At 72.4% G+C, this 22,657-nt stretch carries 18 protein-coding genes; 4 read left to right on the top strand and 14 right to left on the bottom strand.

Annotated features, from left to right (window positions below; translation table 11 throughout):
* The first annotated feature begins 20 nt into the window (after nt 1–20).
* A complete protein-coding gene (ppgK, locus tag ACZ68P_RS32375) occupies nt 21–764 on the top strand; it encodes a polyphosphate--glucose phosphotransferase (RefSeq protein WP_471012512.1) in 744 nt (247 codons plus the stop codon).
* Nucleotides 765–790: 26 nt separating this feature from the next.
* Here the strand turns inward: ppgK and ACZ68P_RS32370 are convergent, their stop codons facing one another.
* Entirely contained in the window at nt 791–1,405 is a 615-nt protein-coding gene (locus tag ACZ68P_RS32370) for a DUF6542 domain-containing protein (protein ID WP_471012510.1), read from the bottom strand.
* A gap of 194 nt (nt 1,406–1,599) precedes the next feature.
* Between ACZ68P_RS32370 and ychF the strand changes: the two genes are divergently transcribed.
* Nucleotides 1,600–2,688, top strand: coding sequence for a redox-regulated ATPase YchF (gene ychF, locus ACZ68P_RS32365; protein ID WP_365714385.1), 1,089 nt, complete (start codon nt 1,600–1,602; stop codon nt 2,686–2,688).
* A gap of 120 nt (nt 2,689–2,808) precedes the next feature.
* Here ychF and ACZ68P_RS32360 read toward each other — a convergent pair whose 3' ends face one another.
* Both ACZ68P_RS32360 and ACZ68P_RS32355 read right to left on the bottom strand, forming a co-directional pair.
* Nucleotides 2,809–3,201, bottom strand: a complete 393-nt coding sequence (locus ACZ68P_RS32360; RefSeq protein WP_471012508.1) for a DNA-binding protein — start codon at nt 3,199–3,201, stop codon at nt 2,809–2,811.
* A complete protein-coding gene (locus tag ACZ68P_RS32355; protein WP_471012506.1) occupies nt 3,201–3,452 on the bottom strand; it encodes a hypothetical protein in 252 nt (83 codons plus the stop codon). Before ACZ68P_RS32355 ends, ACZ68P_RS32360 begins: the two co-directional genes overlap by 1 nt.
* Before the next feature lie 301 nt (nt 3,453–3,753).
* Here ACZ68P_RS32355 and ACZ68P_RS32350 point away from each other — a divergent pair, with 301 nt between their 5' ends.
* Complete coding sequence (locus tag ACZ68P_RS32350) at nt 3,754–5,280, top strand: FAD-binding oxidoreductase (RefSeq protein ID WP_471012505.1); 1,527 nt, start codon at nt 3,754–3,756, stop codon at nt 5,278–5,280.
* Here the strand turns inward: ACZ68P_RS32350 and ACZ68P_RS32345 are convergent.
* The 4 genes from ACZ68P_RS32345 to ACZ68P_RS32330 form a co-directional block, all read right to left on the bottom strand.
* Nucleotides 5,235–7,235, bottom strand: coding sequence for an AfsR/SARP family transcriptional regulator (locus ACZ68P_RS32345; RefSeq protein WP_471012504.1), 2,001 nt, complete (start codon nt 7,233–7,235; stop codon nt 5,235–5,237). The genes ACZ68P_RS32350 and ACZ68P_RS32345 overlap by 46 nt on opposite strands.
* Nucleotides 7,236–7,479: 244 nt before the next feature.
* A complete protein-coding gene (locus ACZ68P_RS32340; RefSeq protein WP_471012502.1) occupies nt 7,480–9,006 on the bottom strand; it encodes an FAD-binding oxidoreductase in 1,527 nt (508 codons plus the stop codon).
* Nucleotides 9,007–9,161: 155 nt separating this feature from the next.
* On the bottom strand, nt 9,162–10,367 hold the full coding sequence (locus tag ACZ68P_RS32335) for an MFS transporter (protein WP_471012501.1): 1,206 nt from the start codon (nt 10,365–10,367) through the stop codon (nt 9,162–9,164).
* Nucleotides 10,368–10,463: 96 nt separating this feature from the next.
* Nucleotides 10,464–10,916 carry a carboxymuconolactone decarboxylase family protein gene (locus ACZ68P_RS32330; protein ID WP_365714390.1) on the bottom strand — a complete coding sequence of 151 codons (453 nt, stop codon included), beginning with the start codon at nt 10,914–10,916 and terminating at the stop codon, nt 10,464–10,466.
* Nucleotides 10,917–10,962: 46 nt separating this feature from the next.
* On the opposite strand from ACZ68P_RS32330, the gene pdxR reads away from it, so the two are divergent.
* On the top strand, nt 10,963–12,570 hold the full coding sequence (pdxR, locus tag ACZ68P_RS32325) for a MocR-like pyridoxine biosynthesis transcription factor PdxR (RefSeq protein WP_471012500.1): 1,608 nt from the start codon (nt 10,963–10,965) through the stop codon (nt 12,568–12,570).
* Between the two features lie 382 nt (nt 12,571–12,952).
* On the opposite strand, the gene ACZ68P_RS32320 is transcribed toward pdxR, so the two are convergent.
* The 7 genes from ACZ68P_RS32320 to ACZ68P_RS32290 all read right to left on the bottom strand — a co-directional run bounded on the left by ACZ68P_RS32320 (nt 12,953) and on the right by ACZ68P_RS32290 (nt 22,382).
* Entirely contained in the window at nt 12,953–14,518 is a 1,566-nt protein-coding gene (locus ACZ68P_RS32320) for an FAD-dependent monooxygenase (RefSeq protein ID WP_471012498.1), read from the bottom strand.
* Between the two features lie 37 nt (nt 14,519–14,555).
* A complete protein-coding gene (locus ACZ68P_RS32315; protein WP_471012497.1) occupies nt 14,556–16,133 on the bottom strand; it encodes a class I adenylate-forming enzyme family protein in 1,578 nt (525 codons plus the stop codon).
* A gap of 285 nt (nt 16,134–16,418) precedes the next feature.
* Nucleotides 16,419–17,048: an NAD(P)H-dependent oxidoreductase gene (locus ACZ68P_RS32310; protein ID WP_365714393.1), complete on the bottom strand. Its 630-nt coding sequence runs from the start codon at nt 17,046–17,048 to the stop codon at nt 16,419–16,421.
* A 108-nt stretch (nt 17,049–17,156) separates the two neighbouring features.
* Nucleotides 17,157–18,389 (bottom strand): IS701 family transposase, encoded by a 1,233-nt coding sequence (locus tag ACZ68P_RS32305; protein ID WP_471012552.1) that lies wholly within the window; start codon nt 18,387–18,389, stop codon nt 17,157–17,159.
* A gap of 301 nt (nt 18,390–18,690) precedes the next feature.
* Nucleotides 18,691–20,073, bottom strand: coding sequence for a nitrate/nitrite transporter (locus ACZ68P_RS32300; protein WP_471012495.1), 1,383 nt, complete (start codon nt 20,071–20,073; stop codon nt 18,691–18,693).
* 130 nt (nt 20,074–20,203) lie between these two features.
* Nucleotides 20,204–21,778: a class I adenylate-forming enzyme family protein gene (locus ACZ68P_RS32295; protein ID WP_471012494.1), complete on the bottom strand. Its 1,575-nt coding sequence runs from the start codon at nt 21,776–21,778 to the stop codon at nt 20,204–20,206.
* Between the two features lie 61 nt (nt 21,779–21,839).
* Nucleotides 21,840–22,382, bottom strand: coding sequence for an SRPBCC family protein (locus tag ACZ68P_RS32290; protein ID WP_471012492.1), 543 nt, complete (start codon nt 22,380–22,382; stop codon nt 21,840–21,842).
* Nucleotides 22,383–22,657 lie beyond the last annotated feature (275 nt).

The raw sequence follows: 22,657 nt of genomic DNA, 5'->3' as shown, positions 1-22,657 counted from the left end.
TTTCCCCTACCGTTGATTCCATGAACGTCTTCGGAGTGGACATCGGCGGCTCGGGCATCAAGGGCGCCCCCGTGGACCTGGAGCGGGGAGCGCTCACGGAACCGCGCCACAAGGTACTCACCCCACATCCCGCGACACCGGACGACGTCGCGGGATGTGTCGCGGAGGTCGTGGAGAACTTCGGCTGGTCGGGGCCGGTGGGCGTCACCTTCCCCGGCGTGGTGACCGACTCGACGATCCGCACGGCGGCCAACGTCGACAAGAAGTGGGTCGGCGTCGACGCGGGCAGACTGCTCGGCGAGCGCCTCGGGGGCCTCCCGGTGACGGTCCTCAACGACGCCGACGCGGCGGGGGTCGCCGAGATGACCTTCGGCGCGGGCCGGGGCCGCAAGGGCACCGTGATCCTCCTGACGCTCGGTACGGGCATCGGCTCGGCCCTCTTCGTCGACGGGCGGCTCGTGCCGAACACGGAGTTGGGGCACCTGGAGCTGAAGGGGCACGACGCGGAGAAGCGCGCCTCGACGAAGGCGAAGGAGGACGAGGACCTCACCTGGGAGCACTGGGCGACGCGGCGGGTGCAGAAGTACCTCGCGCACGTGGAGATGCTCTTCTCGCCGGACCTGTTCATCATCGGCGGGGGAGTGAGCCGGAAGGCGGACAAGTTCCTGCCGCTGATCGAGGGGATCAGGGCGGAGATCGTCCCGGCGGGCCTGCAGAACGACGCCGGCATCGTGGGCGCGGCGATGGCCTCGAAGGTCCATTAGGGCGTGTGGGGCCGCCGCAGGCTTCTCTACGGGGTCGGGCGGCGGCCCGGAAGCGGGCGGGCGCCGGCGCGCTGCCGGCGCCCCATGTCCCGTACCTTCCGGACGCTGCTGATCAGCCCGGCGACGAGCGTGCCGCCGTACAGCCAGCCGGCGTGGACGGCGAGGGCGGTCACCACGGCCATCGCCTGGCCGCCGAAACCACCGGAACCGCCGGCGATGGGCACGACCCCGACGGCGAAGGCGATGGGGACGCTGATGGGGGCCGTCACGAGGTCGGCGGGGCGCACCCAGAGCGCGGTGAGGGCGCTGACCGGCAGGAACAGGACCCCGAAGACGACCGGGGACCCGTCGAAGAGAAGCCGGTCGAGGAGACCGAGCACCAGCATGACGGCGGAGGCGAAGAGCCCGGCGCCGAGGCCGGTCAGCCGGGGGTGGGGCAGCCGCCCCTGGGCGGCGGTGGCGGGCGGTAGCGGCTTGGCGCGCGCGGGCACGGCGGCGCGCTCCACCCGGCCGCGGCCGGACGGCCCGGGGCGGGCGGCGACGCGGTAGACGGCGGCGCCCTCGACGAGCGCGCCGGGCGGGGTCAGAGGGGTCTGCGGCCGCCGGCGGCCCTGGGGCTGACTGGTCCTGTGCTGCTCCACTCCACCAACGTAGGTCGGGTAGGGGTCGCTCACCGCCGTGAGACACGCCCTTTGGGTGACCTCTCGGCCGATATCGACCGAGAGTCGACGGGGAACGTCCGTCGTCGGCCGGTTCGCCGCGCCCGTAAACTGGGGGATCGGCCCACTGGCCACACCGCGCCCACACCGCATCCACCGCTAGGGAAGTCGCCACCGTGTCGCTCACGATCGGAATCGTCGGCCTGCCGAATGTCGGCAAGTCGACCCTGTTCAACGCCCTGACCAAGAACGACGTGCTGGCGGCCAACTACCCGTTCGCCACGATCGAGCCCAACGTCGGCGTCGTCGGGGTCCCCGACGCCCGCCTGACGAAGCTGGCCGAGATCTTCAGCTCGCAGCGGGTCCTGCCGGCGACGGTCGACTTCGTCGACATCGCGGGCATCGTCCGGGGCGCGAGCGAGGGCGAGGGCCTGGGCAACAAGTTCCTCGCGAACATCCGCGAGTCGGACGCGATCTGCCAGGTCATCCGCGCCTTCAAGGACGAGAACGTCGTGCACGTCGACGGCAAGGTCTCGCCGAAGGACGACATCGAGACGATCAACACCGAGCTGATCCTGGCCGACCTCCAGACGATCGAGAAGGTCCTGCCGCGCCTGTCGAAGGAGGCGCGGATCAAGAAGGACGTGGCGCCGAAGGTCGCGGCGGTCGAGGCGGCGAAGGAGATCCTGGAGAGGGGCGACACCCTCTTCTCGCAGGGCATCCTCCAGGGCTCGGAGAAGGCCGAGCTCCTGCACGACCTGCACCTGCTGACGACGAAGCCCTTCCTCTACGTCTTCAACGTGGACGAGGAGGAGCTGACCGACGACGCCTTCAAGGACGAGCAGCGCGCGCTGGTCGCCCCGGCCGAGGCGATCTTCCTCAACGCCAAGCTGGAGCAGGACCTGGCGGAGCTCGACGAGGAGGACGCCATGGAGCTCCTCCAGTCCGTCGGCGCCGAGGAGCCGGGCCTGGCGACCCTCGCCCGCGTGGGCTTCGACACCCTGGGCCTCCAGACCTACCTCACGGCCGGCCCGAAGGAATCCCGCGCCTGGACGATCAAGAAGGGCGCCACGGCCCCCGAGGCGGCCGGCGTGATCCACACGGACTTCCAGAAGGGCTTCATCAAGGCCGAGGTCATCTCCTTCGCCGACCTGGTCGAAACCGGCTCGGTCGCGGACGCCCGCGCGGCGGGCAAGGCCCGCATGGAGGGCAAGGAGTACGTGATGCAGGACGGCGACGTGGTGGAGTTCCGCTTCAACGTGTGACGTCTCGTCAAGAACTGTGCCCGACCCGCTTGTTGGTGGGTCGGGCACAAGCCTTTGTCCGCAGGAGTCCTCGCCCTCGTAATGAGGGGCAGTGACAGGTCTGGTCGGCGTGAGACCGCCTCAGACCTTGACGACCTCGACGGAAGGGCCGCACAGGAGTGTCAGATCCTCGGGGTCGGACGTGAGGACCGTGACCGGCCGGGGTGCGTTGCGGGCGATGACGGCGAAGGCGGCATCGATGGCGTACTTGTGGCCGTGGAGGTGATGGGCGCGCAGAAGCGCGGCGGCCTGGTCGGTGATCTCCTTGGTGACGTCGTGAACGTCGACGCGGGAGAGGATCCACTTGATACGGGCCGGGTGGATGCGCTCGTAGTCGGCCTCAAGCGTGGTCATGGCGCTGGTGGCGACGCGGATGCCCTCTTCGGAGGCTGCTTGGACCAGGGCCACGACGATACGGTCCTTGAGGTAGAGCTTCGAGAGGCCTTCGCTGTCGAGCAGCAGGGTGCCGGACATCAGGCGGCGGCCCCGCCGACCTGTCGGTGGTCATGGCGTAGCAGGGTGCGGGCGGCTTCGACTTCCTCGCGGGTGAGTTCGTCATTGTCGGTCTCGAAGTCGGCGACGATCTCCCGGAGCTTGTCCATGGCGACCCGTTGTTCGAGGGCTTCGGCTACGTAGGCGGAGAAACCGCCGGGTCCGACGTGGGCGCGTACGGCCTCGGCGAGGTCCTCGGGCAGGCTGATCGAGTACTTCCTGCTACCACTCATGATGTCGATCCTACCAGTGGTGGTAGCCATTCGTGAGGTGAACGGCCCCATGGGCAGACCGGTCGCAATGGAGTCGGCGGGGAGATGCGATCAACGTTCCGCCCCCCCCGAAGTGGCCGAAACACACCTGACGGATTCGCCCCGGTTCGGGGCCGGGCGGCGGGGGTCGTGGGGGTCGCGCGCATAGTCTTCCCGGCCGGGGGAGGGAGCGCCGACCGGGTGAACCGTCGGGCGGTGGTCGCTGACATGACGCGGGCCGCCGGGTCCCTTCGCCGTCTTCGGCCGATTCCAGGGGGGAACCATGATTCACCGACGTACACTCCTGCGCGCCGGCGCCACGGCCGGTGCGGTCGCCGGCCTCGGGGCCGCCGCCGCGCCGTGGGCCGCGGGGGCCGCCGAGGCCCGGACGCCGTGGGGGAGCCTGCGGGCGCGGCTCGGGGGTGAGCTGGTGCTGCCGGGGGACCCGTCGTACGCGACGGCGAAGCAGTTGCAGATGGCGCGGTACGACTCCGTGCTGCCGAGGGGCATCGCGTACTGCGCGAGCGTCGCCGATGTCACGTCCTGCGTGCGCTTCGCGCAGGACCACGGCCTTGCGACGGCCGTCCGCAGCGGTGGCCACAGTCAGGCCGGCTACTCCACCTCGACCGGGCTCGTCATCGACGTCTCCCGGCTGAACGGCGTGCGGCCCGGCGACGGCACCGTGCGGGTCGGGGCCGGTGGCCAGAGCGTCGACATCATCAACTCCCTCGCCCGGTACGGCATCCAGGTCTCGTCCGGGACGTGCCCGACCGTCGCCGTCGGCGGCTGGCTCCAGGGAGGCGGCTTCGGCCTGACCGCCCGCAAGTTCGGCATGGGGGCCGACCGGCTGGTCTCCGCGCGGGTGGTCCTCGCGAACGGCTCCGCTGTGTGCTGCTCGGCCACCGAGCACCCCGACCTGTACTGGGCGCTCCGCGGCGGCGGGGGCGGCAACTTCGGTGTGGTGACGGAGTACGAGGTGCGGCCGGTCCAGGTGCCGTCGGTCGTCCTCTACAACCTCACCTTCGACGGCGGCCAGGCCGTCGAGGTGGTCAGGGCGTGGCAGGAGTGGATAGCCCAGGGGCCCCGCGAACTCGCGGGTGAACTCTTCCTGCTGCTGCCGGAGGACTCCCCCGCCGGCACACCGCCGACCGTGGTCGTCTCCGGCGGGTACCTGGGCTCGCGCGGCGCCTGCGACCAGGTCCTCGACCGGCTCGCCGACGGCCTCGGCCTGCGGCCGGCGAGCCGCGAGGTCGACGAACTGCCCTACCAGCAGGCGCTGATGACCGTCTTCGGCTGCGCGGACCGTACGGTGGCCGAGTGCCACCGGGTGGGGTACTCGCCCCACGCCCGGCTGCCCCGGGAGAACTGGGCGACCTACCGCAACACCTTCTTCTCCCGGCCCTGGACCCGCGCGACCGCCGAGGCGGCGGTCTCCGCCCTGGTCTCGGACCCGGCCCCGGGCCAGTTCCGCTTCCTGGGGCTCTTCGCCTACGGAGGCCGGGTCAACGACCCCGCCCCCACCGACACGGCGTTCGTCCACCGGGACTCGCTCTTCGAAGCGGGCTTCCAGGTCGGCCTCGCCGACGCGGAGCCGGCCCCGGAGCAGCGGGAGCGCGCCCAGTCCTGGGTGGACGCCGGGTACGCGACGCTCGCCGCGGCCTCCGGCGGACGGTCGTACCAGAACTACATGGACCCCGCCCTGACGAACTGGAGGCAGGCGTACTACGGGCAGAACTACCCGCGCCTGCGCGCCGTGAAGCGGTCCTACGACCCGTACCGCTTCTTCCGGTTCCCCCAGTCCGTGGACTGACCCGCCCGCAGCGCAACGGTGGGGTACGGCGCGCCCGCTCCGCGCGGGGGCAGGGCGCGCCAACCGCAGCGGACCGGCGTGGCGTGCCGCTCGGGGCCGCCCGTACGGGGCGGCCGGGCGCCCGACAGGGCGAGGTGGAACAGCGGTGCCACCCGCAGGGCCGGGTTGCCGTACAGCGTCGCCGGGATGAGGAGGTGATGGTCGGCGAGGAGCTCCACCGAGCGCTCGACGAAGGGGAGCGAGCGTTGCAGGCGCAGGGAGAGGTACTCGACCGGCACGTCGGTCCAGTAGGCCCGGCTCAGCTCGGCGAGGACCTCCCGGGCGCCGTACGGAAGGCGGGCGGCCGCCCGGAGCAGGAAGCGTTCGACGTCCAGGTGCGGGCCGCTGAGTTCCTGGAGCCGGTGCTGCCGGTCGGCGAGCCGGACGGCGAAGTCGGCGAGGCTGCGCCCCTGCCACGGGGCGATGCGGCTGCCGAGGGCGCGCAGGGCGAACGGCAGCCCCTCGCAGTAGGAGGCGAGCCGGGCCAGGGGCGCGGATTCGCCCGGGGCCCCGCCCGCGCCCGCGGTCTGGGCGAGGAGCTGGCTCGCCTCGGCCTCGGGCAGTGGTCCGAGGGTGACGGTGGTGACGCTGCCCGGCAGTCCGGTCGTGCGGCAGCGGGAGGTGACCACGACGACGGCGCCGGGGTCCGCGGGCAGCAGCGGCAGCACCTGGCTGGTGCCGGCCGCGTCGTCGAGCAGCAACAGGAGGCGGCGGCCGACGGCCCAGCCGCGGAACACCCGGGCCAGGTCCTCGGTACGGTCGGGCAGGGTGCGCCGGTCGTGTCCGACGGCGGTGAGCAGCCCTTTGAGGGCTTCGGCGGGCGCCTGCGGTGTGCCGTCCTCCTGGTGGAGGGTGGCGTGCAGCTGCCCGTCGGGGAAGCGCTCGCGCAGCCGGTGCGCGACCTGGAGCGCGGTCTCGGTCTTGCCGATCCCGGGCGCCCCGGTGACGGTGACGATCCGGGGGCCCGACGCGGATCCGGGGCCGGTCACGGCGCGCTCGATGGCGGTCAGTTCGTGGTGGCGCCCGACGAAGCCGTCGACGGCGGCGGGCAGCAGGAAGGGGGCGCCGGCGGCGGGAGCGGGGCCTTCGGGGCGGGGCCCGGAGGGCTGGGGGCGGTACGGCTGCGGCCGGTAGGGCTGGGGCGCCCGCTCTCCCTCGCCGTCGAGCACCTCGCGCTGGAGTTCGCGCAGCCGGCCGGAGGGTTCGAGCCCCAGTTGTTCGGACATGGCGCCGCGGAGCTTCGCGTACGCGGAGAGCGCCTCGCCGCGCTGGCCGCAGCGCTGGGCGGCCGTCATGAACTGGGCGCAGAACTCCTCGTGCAGCGGGTGGAGGTAGGTCAGCTCCCTGATCTCCTCCAGGATGGCCTGATGCCGGCCCCGGGAGAGGTCCGCGCTGATGCGCTGTTCCAGGGCGCGGAGCCGGAGGTCCTCGAGACGGGCGGCCTGCGCGGCGAGGACGGGGCCGGTCTCGATGCCCTCCAGGGCGGAGCCGCGCCACAGTTCGAGGCCGCGGCGCAGGGCGGAGGCGCCCTCGCGCGAGTCGCCGCGGCCGAGGGCCGTCTGGCCCTCGCGCAGCCGTCCCTGGAAGTCCGAGATGTCGAGCTGGCCGTCCCGCAGGGGAAGCCGGTACCCGTACGGGTGGGTCTCCAGTAACTCCTGCCCCCTTTCGGGGCTCCCGTCGTCGTGCGGCTCGCCGAGCGCCTTGCGCAGTTGGTAGACGTAGGTCTGGACGGTCTTGCGGGCACGCTTGGGCGGGCTCTCGCCCCACAGCTCGTCGATCAGCAACTCCATGGGGACGACGCGGTCCGCGTGGGTCAGCAGGACGGCGAGGACCCTGCGGGCCATCGGCGCGCTCGGCGTTCTCAGCTCCCCCTTCACTCGTATCTCCATCGGTCCCAGCAGGGCAAAGTGCAGCATCACAACGTCCTCACCGGTCTAAGACTGCGGTCGCGCGACGTCACTTCGCCGGGGCGGGCGGGGGCGCCGCCGGTGACGGCGGTCGCCCCACGCCCTGGCAGGCACGTTTCTGCCCCACTCCGTGCCCTTCCGGCCGACCGTCGCGCACGGTCACGTTCCGTACGAACACCGCCGTACGAATCTGTCATGATGGCGAAATGTCGCCCATGGTGGCGGCCCCGGAAGGGGGCGGCGCCGAAGAGGGTCAGTGCTCGCCACGGATCGACAGGTGGTGGCGGAAGACTCCGCGCGGGTCCCAGGTCGCCTTGACCGCGCGCAGGCGGTCGGCGTTCTGCCCGTAGAACAGCTCCTCCCAGCCCGTCTCCGAGGTGTTCCACTCGGGATCGGCCAGGTCGGCGTCGGGGAAGTTGACGTAACAGCCGGCGTGCTCGTCGCCCGGGACCGGGACGCCGCCCGTCTTGGCGTACAGGTCCCGGTAGAGACGGCGCATCCAGTCGACGGCGGCCTCGTCGCGCTCCGGGTCCTGCCAGGTGTTCATGAAGAACGCCTGGAGCACGGAGTCGCGCTGGACCGAGGCCGTGACGTCGCCCGCGACCGCGTTGATCCGGCCACCGTAGGACTGCAGGGCGATCAGGCTGCTGTCGTGCGGCGGGTTCTCGGCGTCGAGGTGGTCGAAGAGCGTGTCGACCTGCTCGTCGGTCCACCGGCGGCGCAGGAAGGACGACTTCACCTTCTGGCGCCCGACCTCGGCGTCCTGGGCCGCGGCGAGGGCCTTCTTGGCGTCGAGCCAGGGCAGCACCTCGGTGGGCAGGACGACCGGGAAGTCGCCGAGGCCGCGGATGATGTCGGCGGTGTGCGCGGCCAGCAGCCGGTCGGCGTCGGGACGGGTGGCGTCCACGTGCGCGAAGGCGACGGCGCCCAGGGGGGCCTCGCTGCCGGGACCGGGCCGCCCGTTCAGGATCAGACCGCCGAAGAGGGAGGTGTACGGGGAGTCCGGCCCGCTGTTCTCCTCGTGCCAGCGGCCGAAGTTGCCGACGAGGGTGCGCAGCGCCGCCCGGTCCAGCGACTCGCGGGGGAAGAGGACGGTGCCGGTCAGCACGGAGTCCCAGGGGCGGGGCAGCGCGTCGCCCGGCTCGCCGCCGCGGGCGGCCGGCGAGCGGAACCAGTAGCGCGTGACGATGCCGAAGTTGCCGCCGCCACCGCCGGTGTGGGCCCACCACAGGTCGTGGTGCGGGTCCTCGGGGTCGCGGGTGGCGACCACCGCGCGGGCCTCGCCGGAGGCGTCGACCACGACGACCTCCACGGCCAGCAGATGGTCGGCCGCCAGGCCGTGGGCGCGGCTCAGCGAACCGAAGCCGCCGCCGGCGACATGGCCGCCGACGCCGACGGTCGCGCTGTCGCCCGCCGGGAGCGCCACGCCCCAGTTCTCGTACAGGTGGCGGTAGAGGTCGGCGATCCGGACACCGGGCTCGACGGCGAACGCCCCGCGCTCGGTGTCGTAGGACACGCCACGCATCTCGCCCAGGTCGACGACCACCTGGACGGAGGGGTCGCCGGCCACGTTCTCGTACCCGTGACCGCCGCTGCGGACGGCGATGCGGCGGCCGTCGCGGACGGCCTGGCGCACCACGCGGACGACCTCGTCGGTGGAGGTGACGACGTGGAAGGTCTCGGGCCGCGCGGTGAAGCGCTTGTTCAGTCCCCTCCGGGACAGCGCCTCGTAGGCGTCGTCGCCCGGGCGGACGGCGGAGGAGGAGAAGGTCTCTGTCATGACGGTCCTTGCGTCGCGGGGTCGGGGAGCGTCACGGACCGGAGGTCCGTGACGCCCATGGAGAACAGGGGGAGGGAAGCCGGCTCCCCGTGCGCGGGGGATGAGAAGCACGGGGAGCCGGCCGTTCGTCGGGGCCGGGCGGGCGGCCCCTGGTCTCACTCGGCGGCGACGGCCGCCTGGCGCCGGGAGCCGCCCACGACGAAGAGCGTGAGGACGGCGAGCGCGGCACCGATCCACAGCACGCTGGTGGTGGAGATGCCGTCGACGGCGAGGCCTCCGAAGAGCGCGCCGAGCGCGATCGAGAGGTTGAAGGTGGAGACGTACAGCGAGGAGGCGGCCTCGGTGGCGTCCGGGGCGGCGTCGAGGATCCAGGTCTGGAAGGTGACCGGCACCGCGCCGTATCCCAGGCCCCACAGGACCAGGATCGCGCCGGCCGTGAGGACGGAGGTGTCCGCGAGTGCCAGGACGGCCATGGCCACGGTGAGGACCACGGAGATCCCCATGACGGTCTGGCGCAGCCGCTTGGCGATGAGCGCTCCGGCGATGAAGTTGCCGCAGATGCCGGCGATGCCGAAGGTCAGCAGCAGGACGCCGACCATGTTGTCGTCGATGCCGTCGTCCTGGAGGATCGGCCGGACGAAGGTGTAGGCCAGGAAGTGGCCCGTGATGACGAGGAACGTCATGGCGATGCCGATCCGGACGCCCGCGTTGCCCTTGAACACCTTGGGCAGGTCGGCGAAGGTGATGGTCCGCTCGGCCGGGACCTTCGGCATCAGGATCACCATGCAGACCAGCGAGACCAGGCCGAGGATGCCGACGACCGCGAAGGCGGTCCGCCAGCTGCTGAGGTCGCCGATGAACGTACCGGTCGGCACGCCGAGGACGGAGGCGGTCTCGACACCGCCGAAGATGACGGCCGTGGCACGGGGGACGTGCTTCTCGGGCACCAGCCGCAGGGCGATGCCGCCGGCGATCGACCAGAAACCGCCGACGCTGATGCCGACGAGGAACCGGGCGACGAGGACGACGGCGAAGGTGTCCGCGAACGCGGAGGCGAGGTTGGCCGCGCCGACCAGTCCGATCAGGACGGCGAGGACGAGACGGCGGTCGATGCGGCCGGTGGCCACGGTGACCAGCGGCGCCGAGATGGCGGCGACGATGCCGGGGACGGTCACCATCAGGCCCGCGGTGCCTTCCGACACGTCGAGGGCCGTACCGACGGGGGTGAGCAGGCCCACGGGGAGCAGCTCGGAGGTCATCAGGGAGAAGATGCCCAGGGTCACGGCGAGGACGGCGAGCCAGCCCTTCACGGGCGAGCGGTCCCCGCGGGTGGCGGGCGCTGGGGTGTCGACGGAGGTCACGGCTGCAACAGCCCTTCATGAGGATGGTGGTCCACGGCGTGCCAGGGGGCGGGAGCCGCGGGGTCGGCCCCCGCCCCCTGGGAGGGAACTGCGCTCTTACTCGGTGCCGGGGGTCTTGCGCGTGGCGACGTTCATGCGGTTCCACGCGTTGACGGTGAAGATCAGAGCGATCAGCTGGGCGAGCTCCTTCTCGCCGAAGTGCTTCGCGGCCTCGTCCCAGACCGAGTCCGGCACGCCCTCGGGGAGACGGGTCACGGACTCGGTCAGGGCGAGGGCGGCCCGCTCCTGCTCGGTGAACAGGCTCGACTCCTCCCACGCGGAGAGCTGGTAGATCCGCTCCTCGGTCTCGCCCGCCTTACGGGCGTCGGAGGTGTGGTAGTCGATGCAGTACGCACAGCGGTTGACCTGGGAAGCGCGGATCTGCACCAGCTCCAGGAGGACGGGGTCGATGCCGTCGCGGGCGGCGGCGTCCAGGGCGAGGACGGCCTTGAAGACCTTGGGGGCGACGGCGGAGAAGTTCATGCGCTCAGGCACCTGAAAAGTTGTCATGCCATGAATCTAGGAGCGGAAACGGCCCAAGGTATGGTGCATTCTCATGGAAGACTCGTGGGTCAATTCCTCGGAGCCGGGCACCATGGACACGACGGCGGGCCCCACCGACAGTGCGGCGGGCGTCGGCGAACCGGCGGCGGGCCCCGCCGACACGGCGGGTGCTCCCGACGCGGCGGGCCTCAGCGACAGTGGGGCGGACGTCGGTGACACGGCCGCGGGCACGGGGCCGCCCGCCGGGGCCGATCTCCATCTGGAGCTCACCGGTGAGGGAAGTCTGCGCACCCAGCTCATGCACGCGCTGCGTGAGGCCGTACGCTCCGGCCGGCTCCTCCCCGGGACCCGGCTGCCGCCCTACCGCAGCCTCGCCGTCGACCTGGGGATCGCCCGCAACACCGTGGCCGACGCCTACGCCGAGCTGGTCGAGGAGGGCTGGCTCTCCGCCCGGCAGGGCTCCGGCACCCGGGTGGCGCGACGGGCCGTCCCCTCCGAGCCGAAACTCGCCCGCCGCCCGCAGCGCCCCACCCGGCGGCGGAACGTGCACGACCTGCTGCCCAGCTCGCCCGACGCGGCCGCCTTCCCGCGTGCCGCCTGGCTCACGTCCACCCGGCGGGCCGTCGCGGCGGCCCCCAACAGCGCCTTCGGCGTCGGCGACCCGCGCGGCCGGCCCGAGTTGCGCGAGGCGCTCGCGGAGTACCTGGCGCGGGCGCGCGGGGTGCGCACCGAGCCCGACCGGATCGTCATCTGCGCCGGTTTCGCGCACGGGCTGCGGCTCGTCGGCTCCCTGCGCGAGGGCAGGGTCGGGGTGGAGTCCTACGGCCTCGACTTCCACCGGGACGTCCTCGACGAGCCGGAGCCCCGCACGGTCCCGCTGACCGTCGACTCGCACGGGGCCCGGATCGAGGAGCTGCCGGGGACCGGGGCGCGGACGGTGCTGCTCACGCCGGCCCACCAGTTCCCCACCGGCGGGCCGCTGCACCCCGAGCGGCGGGCGGCGGTCGTCGACTGGGCGCGCGCGTCCGGCGGCCTGATCGTGGAGGACGACTACGACGGCGAATTCCGCTACGACCGGCAGCCGGTCGGCGCGGTGCAGGGCCTCGACCCCGACCGGGTGGTCTACCTCGGTTCGGCGAGCAAGAGCCTGTCGCCGGCGCTGCGGCTCGGGTGGATGGTGCTGCCGGGCTGGATGGTCGACGACGTGCTGGCCGCGAAGGGCTCCCGCGAGATGTGGTCGGGGGTCGTCGACCAGCTGACGCTCGCCGACTTCATCGCCTGCGGGGCGTACGACCGGCACCTGCGGCGGATGCGGCAGAGCTACCGGCGTCGGCGCGACCTGCTCGCGAGCACCCTCGCCGAACGCGCGCCGCACATCCGGGTGAGCGGCATCGCGGCCGGCCTCCACGCGGTGCTCGAACTGCCCGAGAACACCGAGGAGGAGGCGATGCGGGCGGCCAAGCGGCAGGGCCTCGCCCTCGACGGGCTGCGTGCCTACCGCCATCCCGACAGCACGATGCCGCCGCGCGACGGCCTGGTGATCGGCTACGGAACCCCGCCTGACCACGCTTTCGCCGCCGCCCTGGACGCCCTGTGCCTCGCCCTCCCGGACCCCGTGCAGGAGGACCGCCCGGGGCCCCCGCCGGTGCGCGGGGGGTGATCCCCGAGGGGGCGGGGGCGGGGCGCCCGCGGGCACGGCCGCCTTCGGTCCGTCCTGCGCGGGTCCGCTTGCCGGCCGTTCGCCGGCCGTCTGTCGGCCCCTGGCCGGTCCGCCCACCGCGCCGGTCTGTGCGCGGCTGGTCCGCCGGCCGTTGGTCGGCCCGTGGCCGGTCGGCCCACCGCCGGTCCGCTCGCCGTCCGTTCGCCGGCCGTCTGTCGGCCCCTGGCCGGTCCGCCCCCCGCCGGTCTGCCCGCGGCCGGTCCCCCCTTCGCGATTCCGCCCCCCGCCGGCCCGCCCGCGAGCACGCCGAAGGCGCCGCCGGGGCCGAAGCCCCGGCGGCGCCGTGGGTCCCGCGAGGGGAGGTGCCGGGCACCTGCCGCTGCTACTCCCCGCCCGGTGTCAGTGCCAGCGCAAGTTCCGACTCCAGGCGGTCCAGGTCGTGGACGTGGCCGTGGGCGGCGATGTGGCCGTCGGGGCGGATCAGGTAGTAGCCGGGGCGGGTGCACAGGCCCTCGCCCGCGGCCGTGCCCGGCGACGGGCGCAGCAGGCGCAGGCGCGGGTGGCGGGCCGTGATGTGGCCCGTCTCCGTCGACCAGCGGGCGTCACCCGTGGGCGGCCGGACCAGCAGCGTCCAGGCCGCCGGGTCCGCCTCCGGGCCCGCGATGCCCAGCGCGAGGGCCGCCCGGCGCGGCAGGACCGCGCCCGGCGCCGCCACCCCCGGGAGACGGCCGCGCCACCGGCAGCTCCCTCCGGAGGGGTGCTGGCCGGCCCGCTCCGCGGTGTAGGCGAGCCGCCGGCCGGCGAGCACCGGGGCGAACAGCCGGGCGGCGGCCCCGGAGCGGTCGAGCAGGGTGAACGCCGTGTCGCGGAGGTTCGCCCACCGGGGCGTCCGCGCCGTCAGGGCGCGGGTGTGCAGATCGGTGTCCCGCACGATGCGCCGGGTCGCCTCCGCCCGCTCCGTGGCGTAGGTGTCGAGCAGCGCCGCCGGAGAGTGGCCGCGCAGCACGGCCGCCAGCTTCCAGGCCAGGTTGTGCGCGTCCTGGAGGCCGTTGTTCATGCCCTGGCCGCCGGCCGGGCTGTGCACGTGCGCCGCGTCCCCGGCCAGGAAGACCCTGCCCCGGCGGAAGTCGGTGGCGCGCCGCGCGTGGACCCGGAAGACGGTCTCCCAGACCGGCTCGGTGAGGGTGACGCCCCGGGGCCCCCGGGTGTCGACGATCTCCTGCATGGCCGCGCGGGACATGGTGCCGCCGTCCGGCATGACCGACAGGAAGCGGAACACCCCGCCGGGCTGGGGCACGACGACCAGGGTGCCGTTCATGGTCTGGTAGTACGCGATCTCGTCCGGCGGCAGATGGCCGTCCACGTACGTGTCGATGAGCGCGAACGCCATCTCGTACGTGTTGCCCTCGAAGCCGATGCCCAACTGCCCCCGCACCGCGCTGCCGGCGCCGTCGGCGCCGACCACGAACGGCACGGCGAACCGCTCCACGGCGCCGTCCCCGTGCTCCAGGACCGCCGTGACGGTGCCGCCGGGCTCGATCCGCCCCGAGAAGTCGACGTCGTCCAGGCAGAGCAGCCGTACACCGCGCTCGACCTTGCCGCCCAGCGTGTGGAGCCGCTCGGTGAGGATGCGCTCCGTTTCGGGCTGGGGCAGCTGGCGGGCCGCCAGGTCCTCGGTGAAGGTGAGGGAGGCGACCGGCCGCCGGTCCGAGAAGTAGCGGAACGCGTGGACGGGGACGGAGACGCGGTGCACCTCCTCGCCCACGCCGAGGTCGGTCAGGATGTCCCGCACCCTCGGCCACAGCGACAGGGCCTTGGGCACCGTCGCGGGCTCGGCGGCGCGGTCGACGATGCGGACGCGGACGCCCCGGCGCAGCAGTTCGCACGCGGTGAGCAGTCCGGTGGGGCCGCCTCCGACGATCAGGACGTCGGCGTCGCCGGCAGTCACGAGCGGGTCCTCCTTCCTGTCCCCGGGCCGTTCCGGGTCATGCCGGGCGCTGTTCGGCGCGCCGGCGCAGCCGGGCCGAGAGCTCGATGCGCTGCACCTTCATCGTGGCGGTGCGGGGCAGCTCCGAGAGCTTCATCTGGACGGGCTCGGCGAGCTGCGGCCACTCGGCGATCGCGGAGCGCCAGCGGTCGAGGTCCAGCGGCAGGTCGTCGCGGGTGGAGACCACCGGCACGCCCTTCTCGCCGGGGCCGGGGACGACGACCAGTTCGGTCAGTTCGTCCAGGCGGCCGAGGACGGTGTCCTCGATCTCCAGGGTGGAGTGGATGCCGGGGATGGAGTCGACCTCGCGGTCGAGCAGGTGCAGACAGCCCTCGTCGGTGCGGTACCCGAGGTCCATGCCTCGCCACCAGCCGCCGTGCACCTGGGTGTCGTAACGCTCCCGCTCGCCGAAGTAGCCCAGCGCCCGGCCGGCGGCCTGCACGTCGATGTAGCCGGGGTTGTCCCGGGTCACCTCCTTGCCGTTGCGGCTCACCAGACGGAACTTGGTGTCGCTCGGGAAGGCGTAGCCCTGGCAGCGGCCGTCGGCGCCCTGGGCGGTGGCGCGGGTGAAGCCGCGTCCGACGAGCGGGCCCGTCTCGCTCTGCCCGTAGATCTGGTAGAAGAGCGGCGAGCTGCGGTCGGTGGCGTGCAGCAGCTTGTGCATGGTGCTGGGGTGGATCGCGTCGAACGTGGTGCTGAAATACTTGACGTTGGCGAGCGGCCGGAGCGGGTGGTCCACCAACTCCTCCCACTCCATGAAGGAGTTGGGGTGGGACTCGATGAACCCCGGCCGGGTCTCGGCCCACAGCTCGGCGGCCTTCTGCGGGTCGGCGTCGTTCATGACGACCATGCGGTGTCCGCGCGGCAGCAGCACGGCGAGCGCGAGCGGCATCCGGGAGTGGACGTACGAGACGTGCAGGGCGACGGTCTCCCGCTCGCGGATCATGTCGAAGAGCTTGGCCTGCGGGCGGTAGCGGCCGTGCAGGGTCCGGGCGGAGTGGACGACCAGCTTGGGCAGCCCGGTCGTGCCCGAGGTGTGCGTCATGAGCGCGGGCAGGTCGGCGTGCGGCACGACCGGCTCCTGCCGGGGCGCGCCGGCGAAGTCGTCCAGGGAGACCGCGCCGGGGCGGGAGCCGGCGACGAGGATCACCTTGCTGGTGATCTCGGCGAGCGGGGCGTCGGCGAAGGCGCCGTCCAGCTTCGCGGCGTCCGTGACGAGATACGGGCTGCCCAGGCGTCGCAGCAGCGCGATCACGCTCTGCGCGTCCAGCGCCGGCGAGAGCTGCACGGGCACGGCGCCTATCCGGGCGACGGCGCTGGAGAGAATGTTGATGTCGAATCCGTTGGACTTGTGCAGGGCGACGTGCTCGCTCCGGCGAATTCCCGCCGCGTACAGCCGGGCGGCCATGTCGTCGATGTGTTCGGCGAGCTGCGCGAATGTCAGCTTCCGCCCGGCGTCCGGGAGAAGATCCATGTCGTGGTCGAGGATGATGAGCTGGTCGCCGTGTTCGACAGCGGCCCGCTCGGCCACCAGGCCCATGTAAAGACCCTTGTCACTGGCCTTGACGGGAAGCATATGTATCGCCCCTCAGGTCGTTTTCCCATTACACCGACGGATGCACTGCAATGAATTCTTCAGAATGGCGGGAGGGAGTTGAAGAGAGCCCGGAGGTATCCGTCAGATATCCGTCCCCCTTCCGCTTTTCCGTCAGGTCGCGGATACCGGCGACCGGGCCGGCGGAGATCCGGAGATCCGACGCCTCGGGGGAGCCGGGCAGGTCGCGGGCCGCCCGGCTCGAACGCACCGGTGAGCAGGCGGCCCCGTGGGGGTCGCGGAGGCGGCCCGCGGCCCTGCCCGGGGTCACGCGGGGCGCGGGACCGCGCGGATCGCGGTGGCGATCTCCACGGTGCGGCGCGCCTGGTACTCGATGGCCGCGAGGTTGTCCTCGTCGACGTTGCCCGGCTCGTTGCGCGAGACGCTGCTGACGCCGTACGGGTTGCCGTTGGTGGCGGTCAGCTGGATCGGGTCGGCGACGCCGGGCGGGACGATGATCGCGCCCCAGTGGTAGAAGGCGTTGTTGAGGGCGAGCAGGGTGCTCTCCTGGCCGCCGTGCAGGGTGGCGGTGGAGGTGAACGAGGACATGACCTTGTTCACCAGGCCGCGCCGGATGTGCAGCGGAAGCGTCTGGTCGATGAACTGCTTGAGCGACGCGGCGGGCAGGCCGTAGCGGCCCGGCGTGCCCCACAGCACGGCGTCGGCCCACTCCAGGTCGTCGAGGGTCGCCTCCGGGATGTCCTGGACGGAGGCGAGGTGCTCGGCCCACGCCTGGTTCCAGGTGTCGTTCTCGGGGACGACGGACGTGGTGGTCAGCTCGGCGGTCCTGCGCAGGCGCACCTCGGCGCCCGCCTTCTCGGCGGCCGCCGCGGCCGCCACGGCGAGCTGGTGGACGTTGCCCTGGGACGAGTAGTAGATGACGGCGACGTTGGTCATGTGCGGGTGCTCCCTCGGGGTTCGGCTCGGACGGCTCGATCCTTGGACGCGACGCGTACCCCGGCCAACAGCCGGCGGGACGATCCGTCAACTGGTGGGACAAGTACGTCAGATCATGCGGACGGGTCCATCAGGTCCGCCGGTCAGGGGCGCGCGCCACGGTCTGGCGCGGCCCGGTCCGCCGCTCAGGACGGTCACGGCGTGGGCGGCGGAGGCGAGGGTGGCGTGCCGGTGCCAGCCGGTGAACGAGCGGCCGGAGAAGTCCCGGATCCCCACGCCGTCGGCGACCTCCTCGAGGTCCCGGTCGACCTGGCGGGTCAGCCGGGCGAGCCGGAGCAGCTCGCCGGAGGTGTGGGAGGTGAGGTCGGTGAGCCAGAGCTCCGCGGGCCACCTGCCGTGCTCGGAGACCCCCATGAGAAGGAGGGGACCCGTGTGCCCGGTCCGGCGGCCGTCGGGGACCAGGGAGGTGCGCAGGGTGATGACGAGGCTGCGGCCGGCCCTGTCCTCGCCGGGGCGCGCACCGGGGTGCCACATGTGCCAGACGGCGGACATGATCTGCTGCGCCGTCATGGCGGCGCCCCGGCGCGGGAAGGCGGGCTCGTCCACGGTGAGCCGGAGGTTGCCGTCGACGCGCAGCAGCATCGGGGTGTCGGCGGCGCGCAGCCGCTGGACGACGGCGGTCACGTCGGTGTGCCGGGCGTCCATGACGACGGGCCGCACCGGCAGCCGGGAGCTGTTGATCAGACCCAGGTACGCCCTGATCGAGCACTGGCCGAGCGTCTCGGGCTCCTCGCTGTCCGGTATGGACGCCTGACGGCGCCTGCGCCGGTCCGCGAGCCAGGCGTGGGGCAGGTACAGCCGCCAGTTCAGCGGGGTGCTCCAGTCGGCCGACGCGGCCCAGACGCCGACCGCCTGCTGGGCGTTGACGACCTGCCCGAGCGTCGGTACGAAGCGCCGTTCCACGCCCACGGACGTCTCCCCGGCCTTGGGGATGATCAGCGGGTGGACGACGTACGCCTCGGGCTGCGCGACCCGTTCCACGTGCTGGGCCAGGGCGCGCCGTACCGGCACCCAGTCCCATGTGGAACCGGCGATGAAGTGGTGCAGGCTCTGTTCCTCGGCGTCGCCGCCGAAGAGCGTGGCGATGTTGCGGATGGACTTGCGCCCCTCGGCCTCCAGCAGGCCGCGCACGTAGCGCATCCCCTTGACCCGCTGGTCGCTGCGCGGCATCGAGGAGAACAGCTCCGCTCCCAGCTCCGCGAGGACCGCGTCACCGGCCCTGGCGCGCCCCCCACCCCCGAGTCTCGCGTCTTCCCCGATGGGGTCGGCGTGCAGCAGCATCGTGCCATTCATGGACTTCCCCCTGTTCGTGGCGCTGTGGTCGGCGTGGAGCGTCACACGGGCGGACCAAGAGGGGGACAAGGATCGGCATATGCACAGCCCAGCGCCGTTGACCGGGCGGTCGGGCGCGCGGGCGCGGGACCGTCCGTCGGGCCGCTGACCGGCCACGACGCGGCCGGCGCCGACCAGGGCGGGCACCCGTTCCCGCCGGGAACGAGAACGCGCGCCGGGACGGCACCCCGCCCCCGGGGCAGGGGCAGGCGCCGTCCCGGCGCACGCGCGGCCGTGACGTGGGGCGTGCTCAGCGCACGTGGGTGGCCCGCGGCCGGGCCGTACGGGCGGTGGCCTCCTGGGCGCGCCCCCGCCGTCCGTACACCGTGAGCAGCACGAGCACGCACAGGGCGTAGAAGCCGACGAAGCAGAGGAACGCGATCTCGGCGTTCCCCGAGGCTCCTTGGTACGACGAGCGGAAGGCGAGGTTGATGGCGACTCCGCCGAGTCCGCCGACGGCGCCCGCGATGCCGATCACCGCGCCGGAGACGCGGCGCGCGCGGGCGAAGGCCGGCTGGGCGTCGGCGCCGGAGGTGATGGCGTCCTCCGCCTCCCGGGCGAACACGGCGGGGATCATCTTGTACGTCGAGCCGTTGCCCATGCCGCTGAGGACGAACAGGGCGGTGAACCCGGCGATGAACAGGCCGGCGGACCCGGAGCGGGAGGCGACCAGCAGCACGAGCGTCCCGGCGGCGAGTCCCAGGAAGTTCCAGAGCGTGACGCGGGCGCCTCCCCAGCGGTCGGCCAGGCGGCCGCCGAGCGGGCGGGCGAAGGAGCCGAGCAGCGGGCCGAGGAAGGTGACGGACGCGGCCTGTTGGGGAGTGGTCCCGAACTCGTTCTGGAGGACGAGGCCGAAGGCGAAGCCGTACCCGATGAAGGAGCCGAAGGTGCCGACGTACAGCAGGGAGATCCACCAGGTGTGACGGTGGGCGGCGGCCTCCTTCAGGGCGCCGGGTTCGGCGCGGACGGCGTCGACGTTGTCCATCTTCACGGCGGCGAGCAGGGCCACGAGGACGATGAGCGGCAGATAGGTGCCCACCACGTACGACGGGTGGGTGTCGCCGACGGTGACGATGACCAGCAGGCCGAGCAGCTGGACCGCGGCGACGCCGAGGTTGCCGCCGCCCGCGTTGATCCCGAGGGCCCAGCCCTGGTGCCGCTGGGGGTAGAAGGTGGTGATGTTGGTCATCGACGAGGCGAAGTTGGCCCCGCCGACGCCGGCCGTGGCGCCGATGAGCAGGAAGACCCACAGGGGTGTGCCCGGGCGCTGGATGAAGACGAACGCGAGCCCGGCCGGCACGAGCAGCACGGCGGAGGCGAAGACGGTCCAGTTGCGGCCTCCGAATCGGGTCACCGCGTAGCTGTACGGCAGTCGCAGCAGGGCGCCGACGAGAGTGGGCACCACCACGAGGAGGAACTTCTCGCCGGGGGCGAAGTCCATGCCGATGTCGGGCGACATGAAGAGGACGAGGACCGACCACAGGCTCCACACGGAGAAGCCGATGTGCTCGGAGAGGACGGACATCAGCAGGTTGCGGCGGGCGATCTTCTTGCCGGTGCTTTCCCAGAACTCCGTGTTCTCCGGGTCCCAGCCCTCGATCCACCGCCCGGAAACGGACAGTCGGGTCGTCATGTCTGATCGGTCTCCTCGGGGTCGGCGGCGTGGTTCCCGGTCCACGGGTTCCGGTGCGCCGCCGGGGAAGGGGGGTGCGGCGGCCGACCGGGCGGCGGCGGGCGCCGCCGCTCCGGTGCGGACCGTCGCCCTACTGCGCGGCGGGTCCCTCGGCGGTGAGGAGACGGGCCAGCTCAAGGCGCTTGATCTTGGTCGTGGCGGTCTGGGGCAGGTCCTCCAGACGCCACTGCACGGGGTCGCCCATCGGGGGCAGGCCCGCCACGGCCGACTTCCAGGTGACCTGGTCCAGCGGCTTGTTGTCGCGGGTGCACACCACCGGGACGGGAGTGCCGTCCGCGCCGGGGATGATGATGACCTCGACGAGGTCCGGCAGCCGGGTGAAGAGCTTGTCCTCGATCTCGAGGGTGCTCTGCACACCGGGGATCTCGTCGACCTCGCGGTCGAGCAGGTGCAGACAGCCGTACTTGGTGCGGTAGCCGACGTCGCCCATGCGCCACCAGCCGTTGTTGACCTGCTTCTCCCAGCGGTGGTGCTCGCCGAGGTAGGTGACGATCCGGCCGTCGCTCCTGACCTCGATGAAGCCGGGGTTCTCCTTGGTGGGCTGGTTGCCGTCGCGGCTGACGACCCGCACTCCGGTCATGCCGGGGAAGGGCATGCCCACACAGCGCCCGTTGAAGTCGGCGCCGTCCTTGAGGGAGTACGTACGGGCCGCGATCGGGCCGACCTCGCTCTGCCCGTACGCCTGCGCGAAGCGGCGGCCCGAGCGGTGGGACCCCTGGAGCAGCCGGTTGACGGTCCGGGGGTGGATGGCGTCGAAGGTGCTGGAGAAGTACTTGACGTTGGCGAGCGGTCCGCGCGGGTCGTCGGCGAGCACCTCCCAGCGCAGGAAGGTGTTCGGGTGGGCCTCGATGAAGCCGGGCGGCACCTGGGCGAAGAGATCGCCGACGGTCTCGGGGTCGTCCTCGCGGAGCACGATCAGGGGGTGGCCCTGCAGGATCGAGATCGGCATCGCGGTGAACATCCGCGAGTGCACGAACGAGACGTGGACCGCGACGGGTTCGCTGCGGCGGACGCCGGCAGCGACGATGGTGGCCTGCGGGCGGTAGCGGGCCTGGAAGCTCTTGCCGGTGTGCACGGCCAGCTTCGGGGTGCCGGTGGTGCCCGAGGTGTGCGTGATCAGCGTGGGGTGCTCGGCGGGCATGGAGACCGCCGGCACGCGCGGGACTCCGGCCAGCGAGGCGAACGTCGTGGTGCCGGGGTACTCGCCGGAGGCCAGCAGCACCTGCCGTGAGAGCTCGTGCACCTCGGCCGGCAGGGACGTGTCCAGCTTCTCCTGGTCGGTCACCAGGAAGGGACGGCCCACCCGGCGCAGCAGCTCGGCGACGGTCTCGCCGTCGAGCTTCGGCGACAGCAGGACCGGGATGGCGCCGATCCGCGCCACGGCGCAGGCGAGGAGGGAGATGTCGAAGTTGTCGCTCTTGTGCACGACGACGTGGTCGCCCGGGCGGACCTGCACCGACCACAGCCGGGAGGCGAAGTCGTCGATCAGGCCCGCGATCTCGGTCAGCGAGGCGCGACGGCCGAGGCCGGGCGCGATGTCGAGGTCGTGGTCGAGGATCACGAAGTTCGCCGGGTGCCGGGCGGCCGCACGGTCGAACAGCGTGCCCAGGCGAATTCCCTTGTTTCCTATGCGCTGGAGAAACATCTACCCGCTCTCTCGTCCTGGAGTGGAAGGAGTGGGGGCCGATATTCCGGCCCCGCTTACTTCACTGCTTTTCGATGATGTTCTTGATCAGGCCGAGGGTCACGGCGAGGTCCTCCTCCAGCTTGGCGCCCCAGTCGATGATGAACTTCTCGCGCCCGGCTTCGTCGAGATCGGCGACGATCTTGTGAATTCCGGCGGTGGCTTTACCCATCCGGAAATGGTGGGTGAGCACGGAACCGTCGCCGTCGGCGGCGATGTCGAAGCCCCAGATCGACTCCTGGTCCTCACGGGCGTGCGTGAGCATCATCCAGCGGAAGGTCCGCCCGGGCTCCGCGGCGGTGATCCGGGCCTCGGTGTACCAGGTGCCGCGGATCAGCGGGGCCCAGGCCACCACTTCCTCGGCGCGCAGGTTCTCGCCGCGGAAGATCGCGCCGACCGTGGACGGCTCCCCGGACACCCACTCGCCGCCCTTGCACTCGGGGCTCCACTCGGCGCTGCGGGGCAGGTCGCTGACGACCGCGTACACCTGCTCGGGGGTCGCGGAAATCCCGATGTCGGCGCGAAGCTCGAACAGGGGGGACTTTTCGATGATGGAATTCGTCATGCCAAATATCCTGACCGGTGGCCGCGGACGGGGTCAACGACGGGAAAATGATCCGTCAAGTCCTGTGGATAGCGGCAATCGATTCTCGCCGACATGAATACGGGGCTCGATATCGGAGGGTGGACAGCGGATATGCCCGCCGGAGCTCCTCCGTCGAGGAATTACTCCGGCGGGCTCGTCCCGCGCGCGGACAGCCGCTTTTTTCGGCCGTACGGACGCTTTCGTCCGGGCCGTTGTCCGAGTCCGGCCGGAGGCCGTCAGGCGGTCACGTGCTC

It is taken from the genome of Streptomyces sp. NPDC036822 (assembly GCF_055609145.1).
This window is presented reverse-complemented; position numbering and strand designations above follow the sequence as displayed.

Coding starts and splice junctions, on each gene's coding strand:
- ppgK (WP_471012512.1), top strand. CDS start 21: ATGAACGTCTTCGGAGTGGACATCGGCGGCTCGGGCATCAAGGGCGCC.
- ACZ68P_RS32360 (WP_471012508.1), bottom strand. CDS start 3,201: ATGTCCGGCACCCTGCTGCTCGACAGCGAAGGCCTCTCGAAGCTCTAC.
- ACZ68P_RS32355 (WP_471012506.1), bottom strand. CDS start 3,452: ATGAGTGGTAGCAGGAAGTACTCGATCAGCCTGCCCGAGGACCTCGCC.
- ACZ68P_RS32350 (WP_471012505.1), top strand. CDS start 3,754: ATGATTCACCGACGTACACTCCTGCGCGCCGGCGCCACGGCCGGTGCG.
- ACZ68P_RS32345 (WP_471012504.1), bottom strand. CDS start 7,235: ATGCTGCACTTTGCCCTGCTGGGACCGATGGAGATACGAGTGAAGGGG.
- ACZ68P_RS32340 (WP_471012502.1), bottom strand. CDS start 9,006: ATGACAGAGACCTTCTCCTCCTCCGCCGTCCGCCCGGGCGACGACGCC.
- ACZ68P_RS32330 (WP_365714390.1), bottom strand. CDS start 10,916: ATGACAACTTTTCAGGTGCCTGAGCGCATGAACTTCTCCGCCGTCGCC.
- pdxR (WP_471012500.1), top strand. CDS start 10,963: ATGGAAGACTCGTGGGTCAATTCCTCGGAGCCGGGCACCATGGACACG.
- ACZ68P_RS32315 (WP_471012497.1), bottom strand. CDS start 16,133: ATGCTTCCCGTCAAGGCCAGTGACAAGGGTCTTTACATGGGCCTGGTG.
- ACZ68P_RS32310 (WP_365714393.1), bottom strand. CDS start 17,048: ATGACCAACGTCGCCGTCATCTACTACTCGTCCCAGGGCAACGTCCAC.
- ACZ68P_RS32305 (WP_471012552.1), bottom strand. CDS start 18,389: ATGCTGCTGCACGCCGACCCCATCGGGGAAGACGCGAGACTCGGGGGT.
- ACZ68P_RS32300 (WP_471012495.1), bottom strand. CDS start 20,073: ATGACGACCCGACTGTCCGTTTCCGGGCGGTGGATCGAGGGCTGGGAC.
- ACZ68P_RS32295 (WP_471012494.1), bottom strand. CDS start 21,778: ATGTTTCTCCAGCGCATAGGAAACAAGGGAATTCGCCTGGGCACGCTG.
- ACZ68P_RS32290 (WP_471012492.1), bottom strand. CDS start 22,382: ATGACGAATTCCATCATCGAAAAGTCCCCCCTGTTCGAGCTTCGCGCC.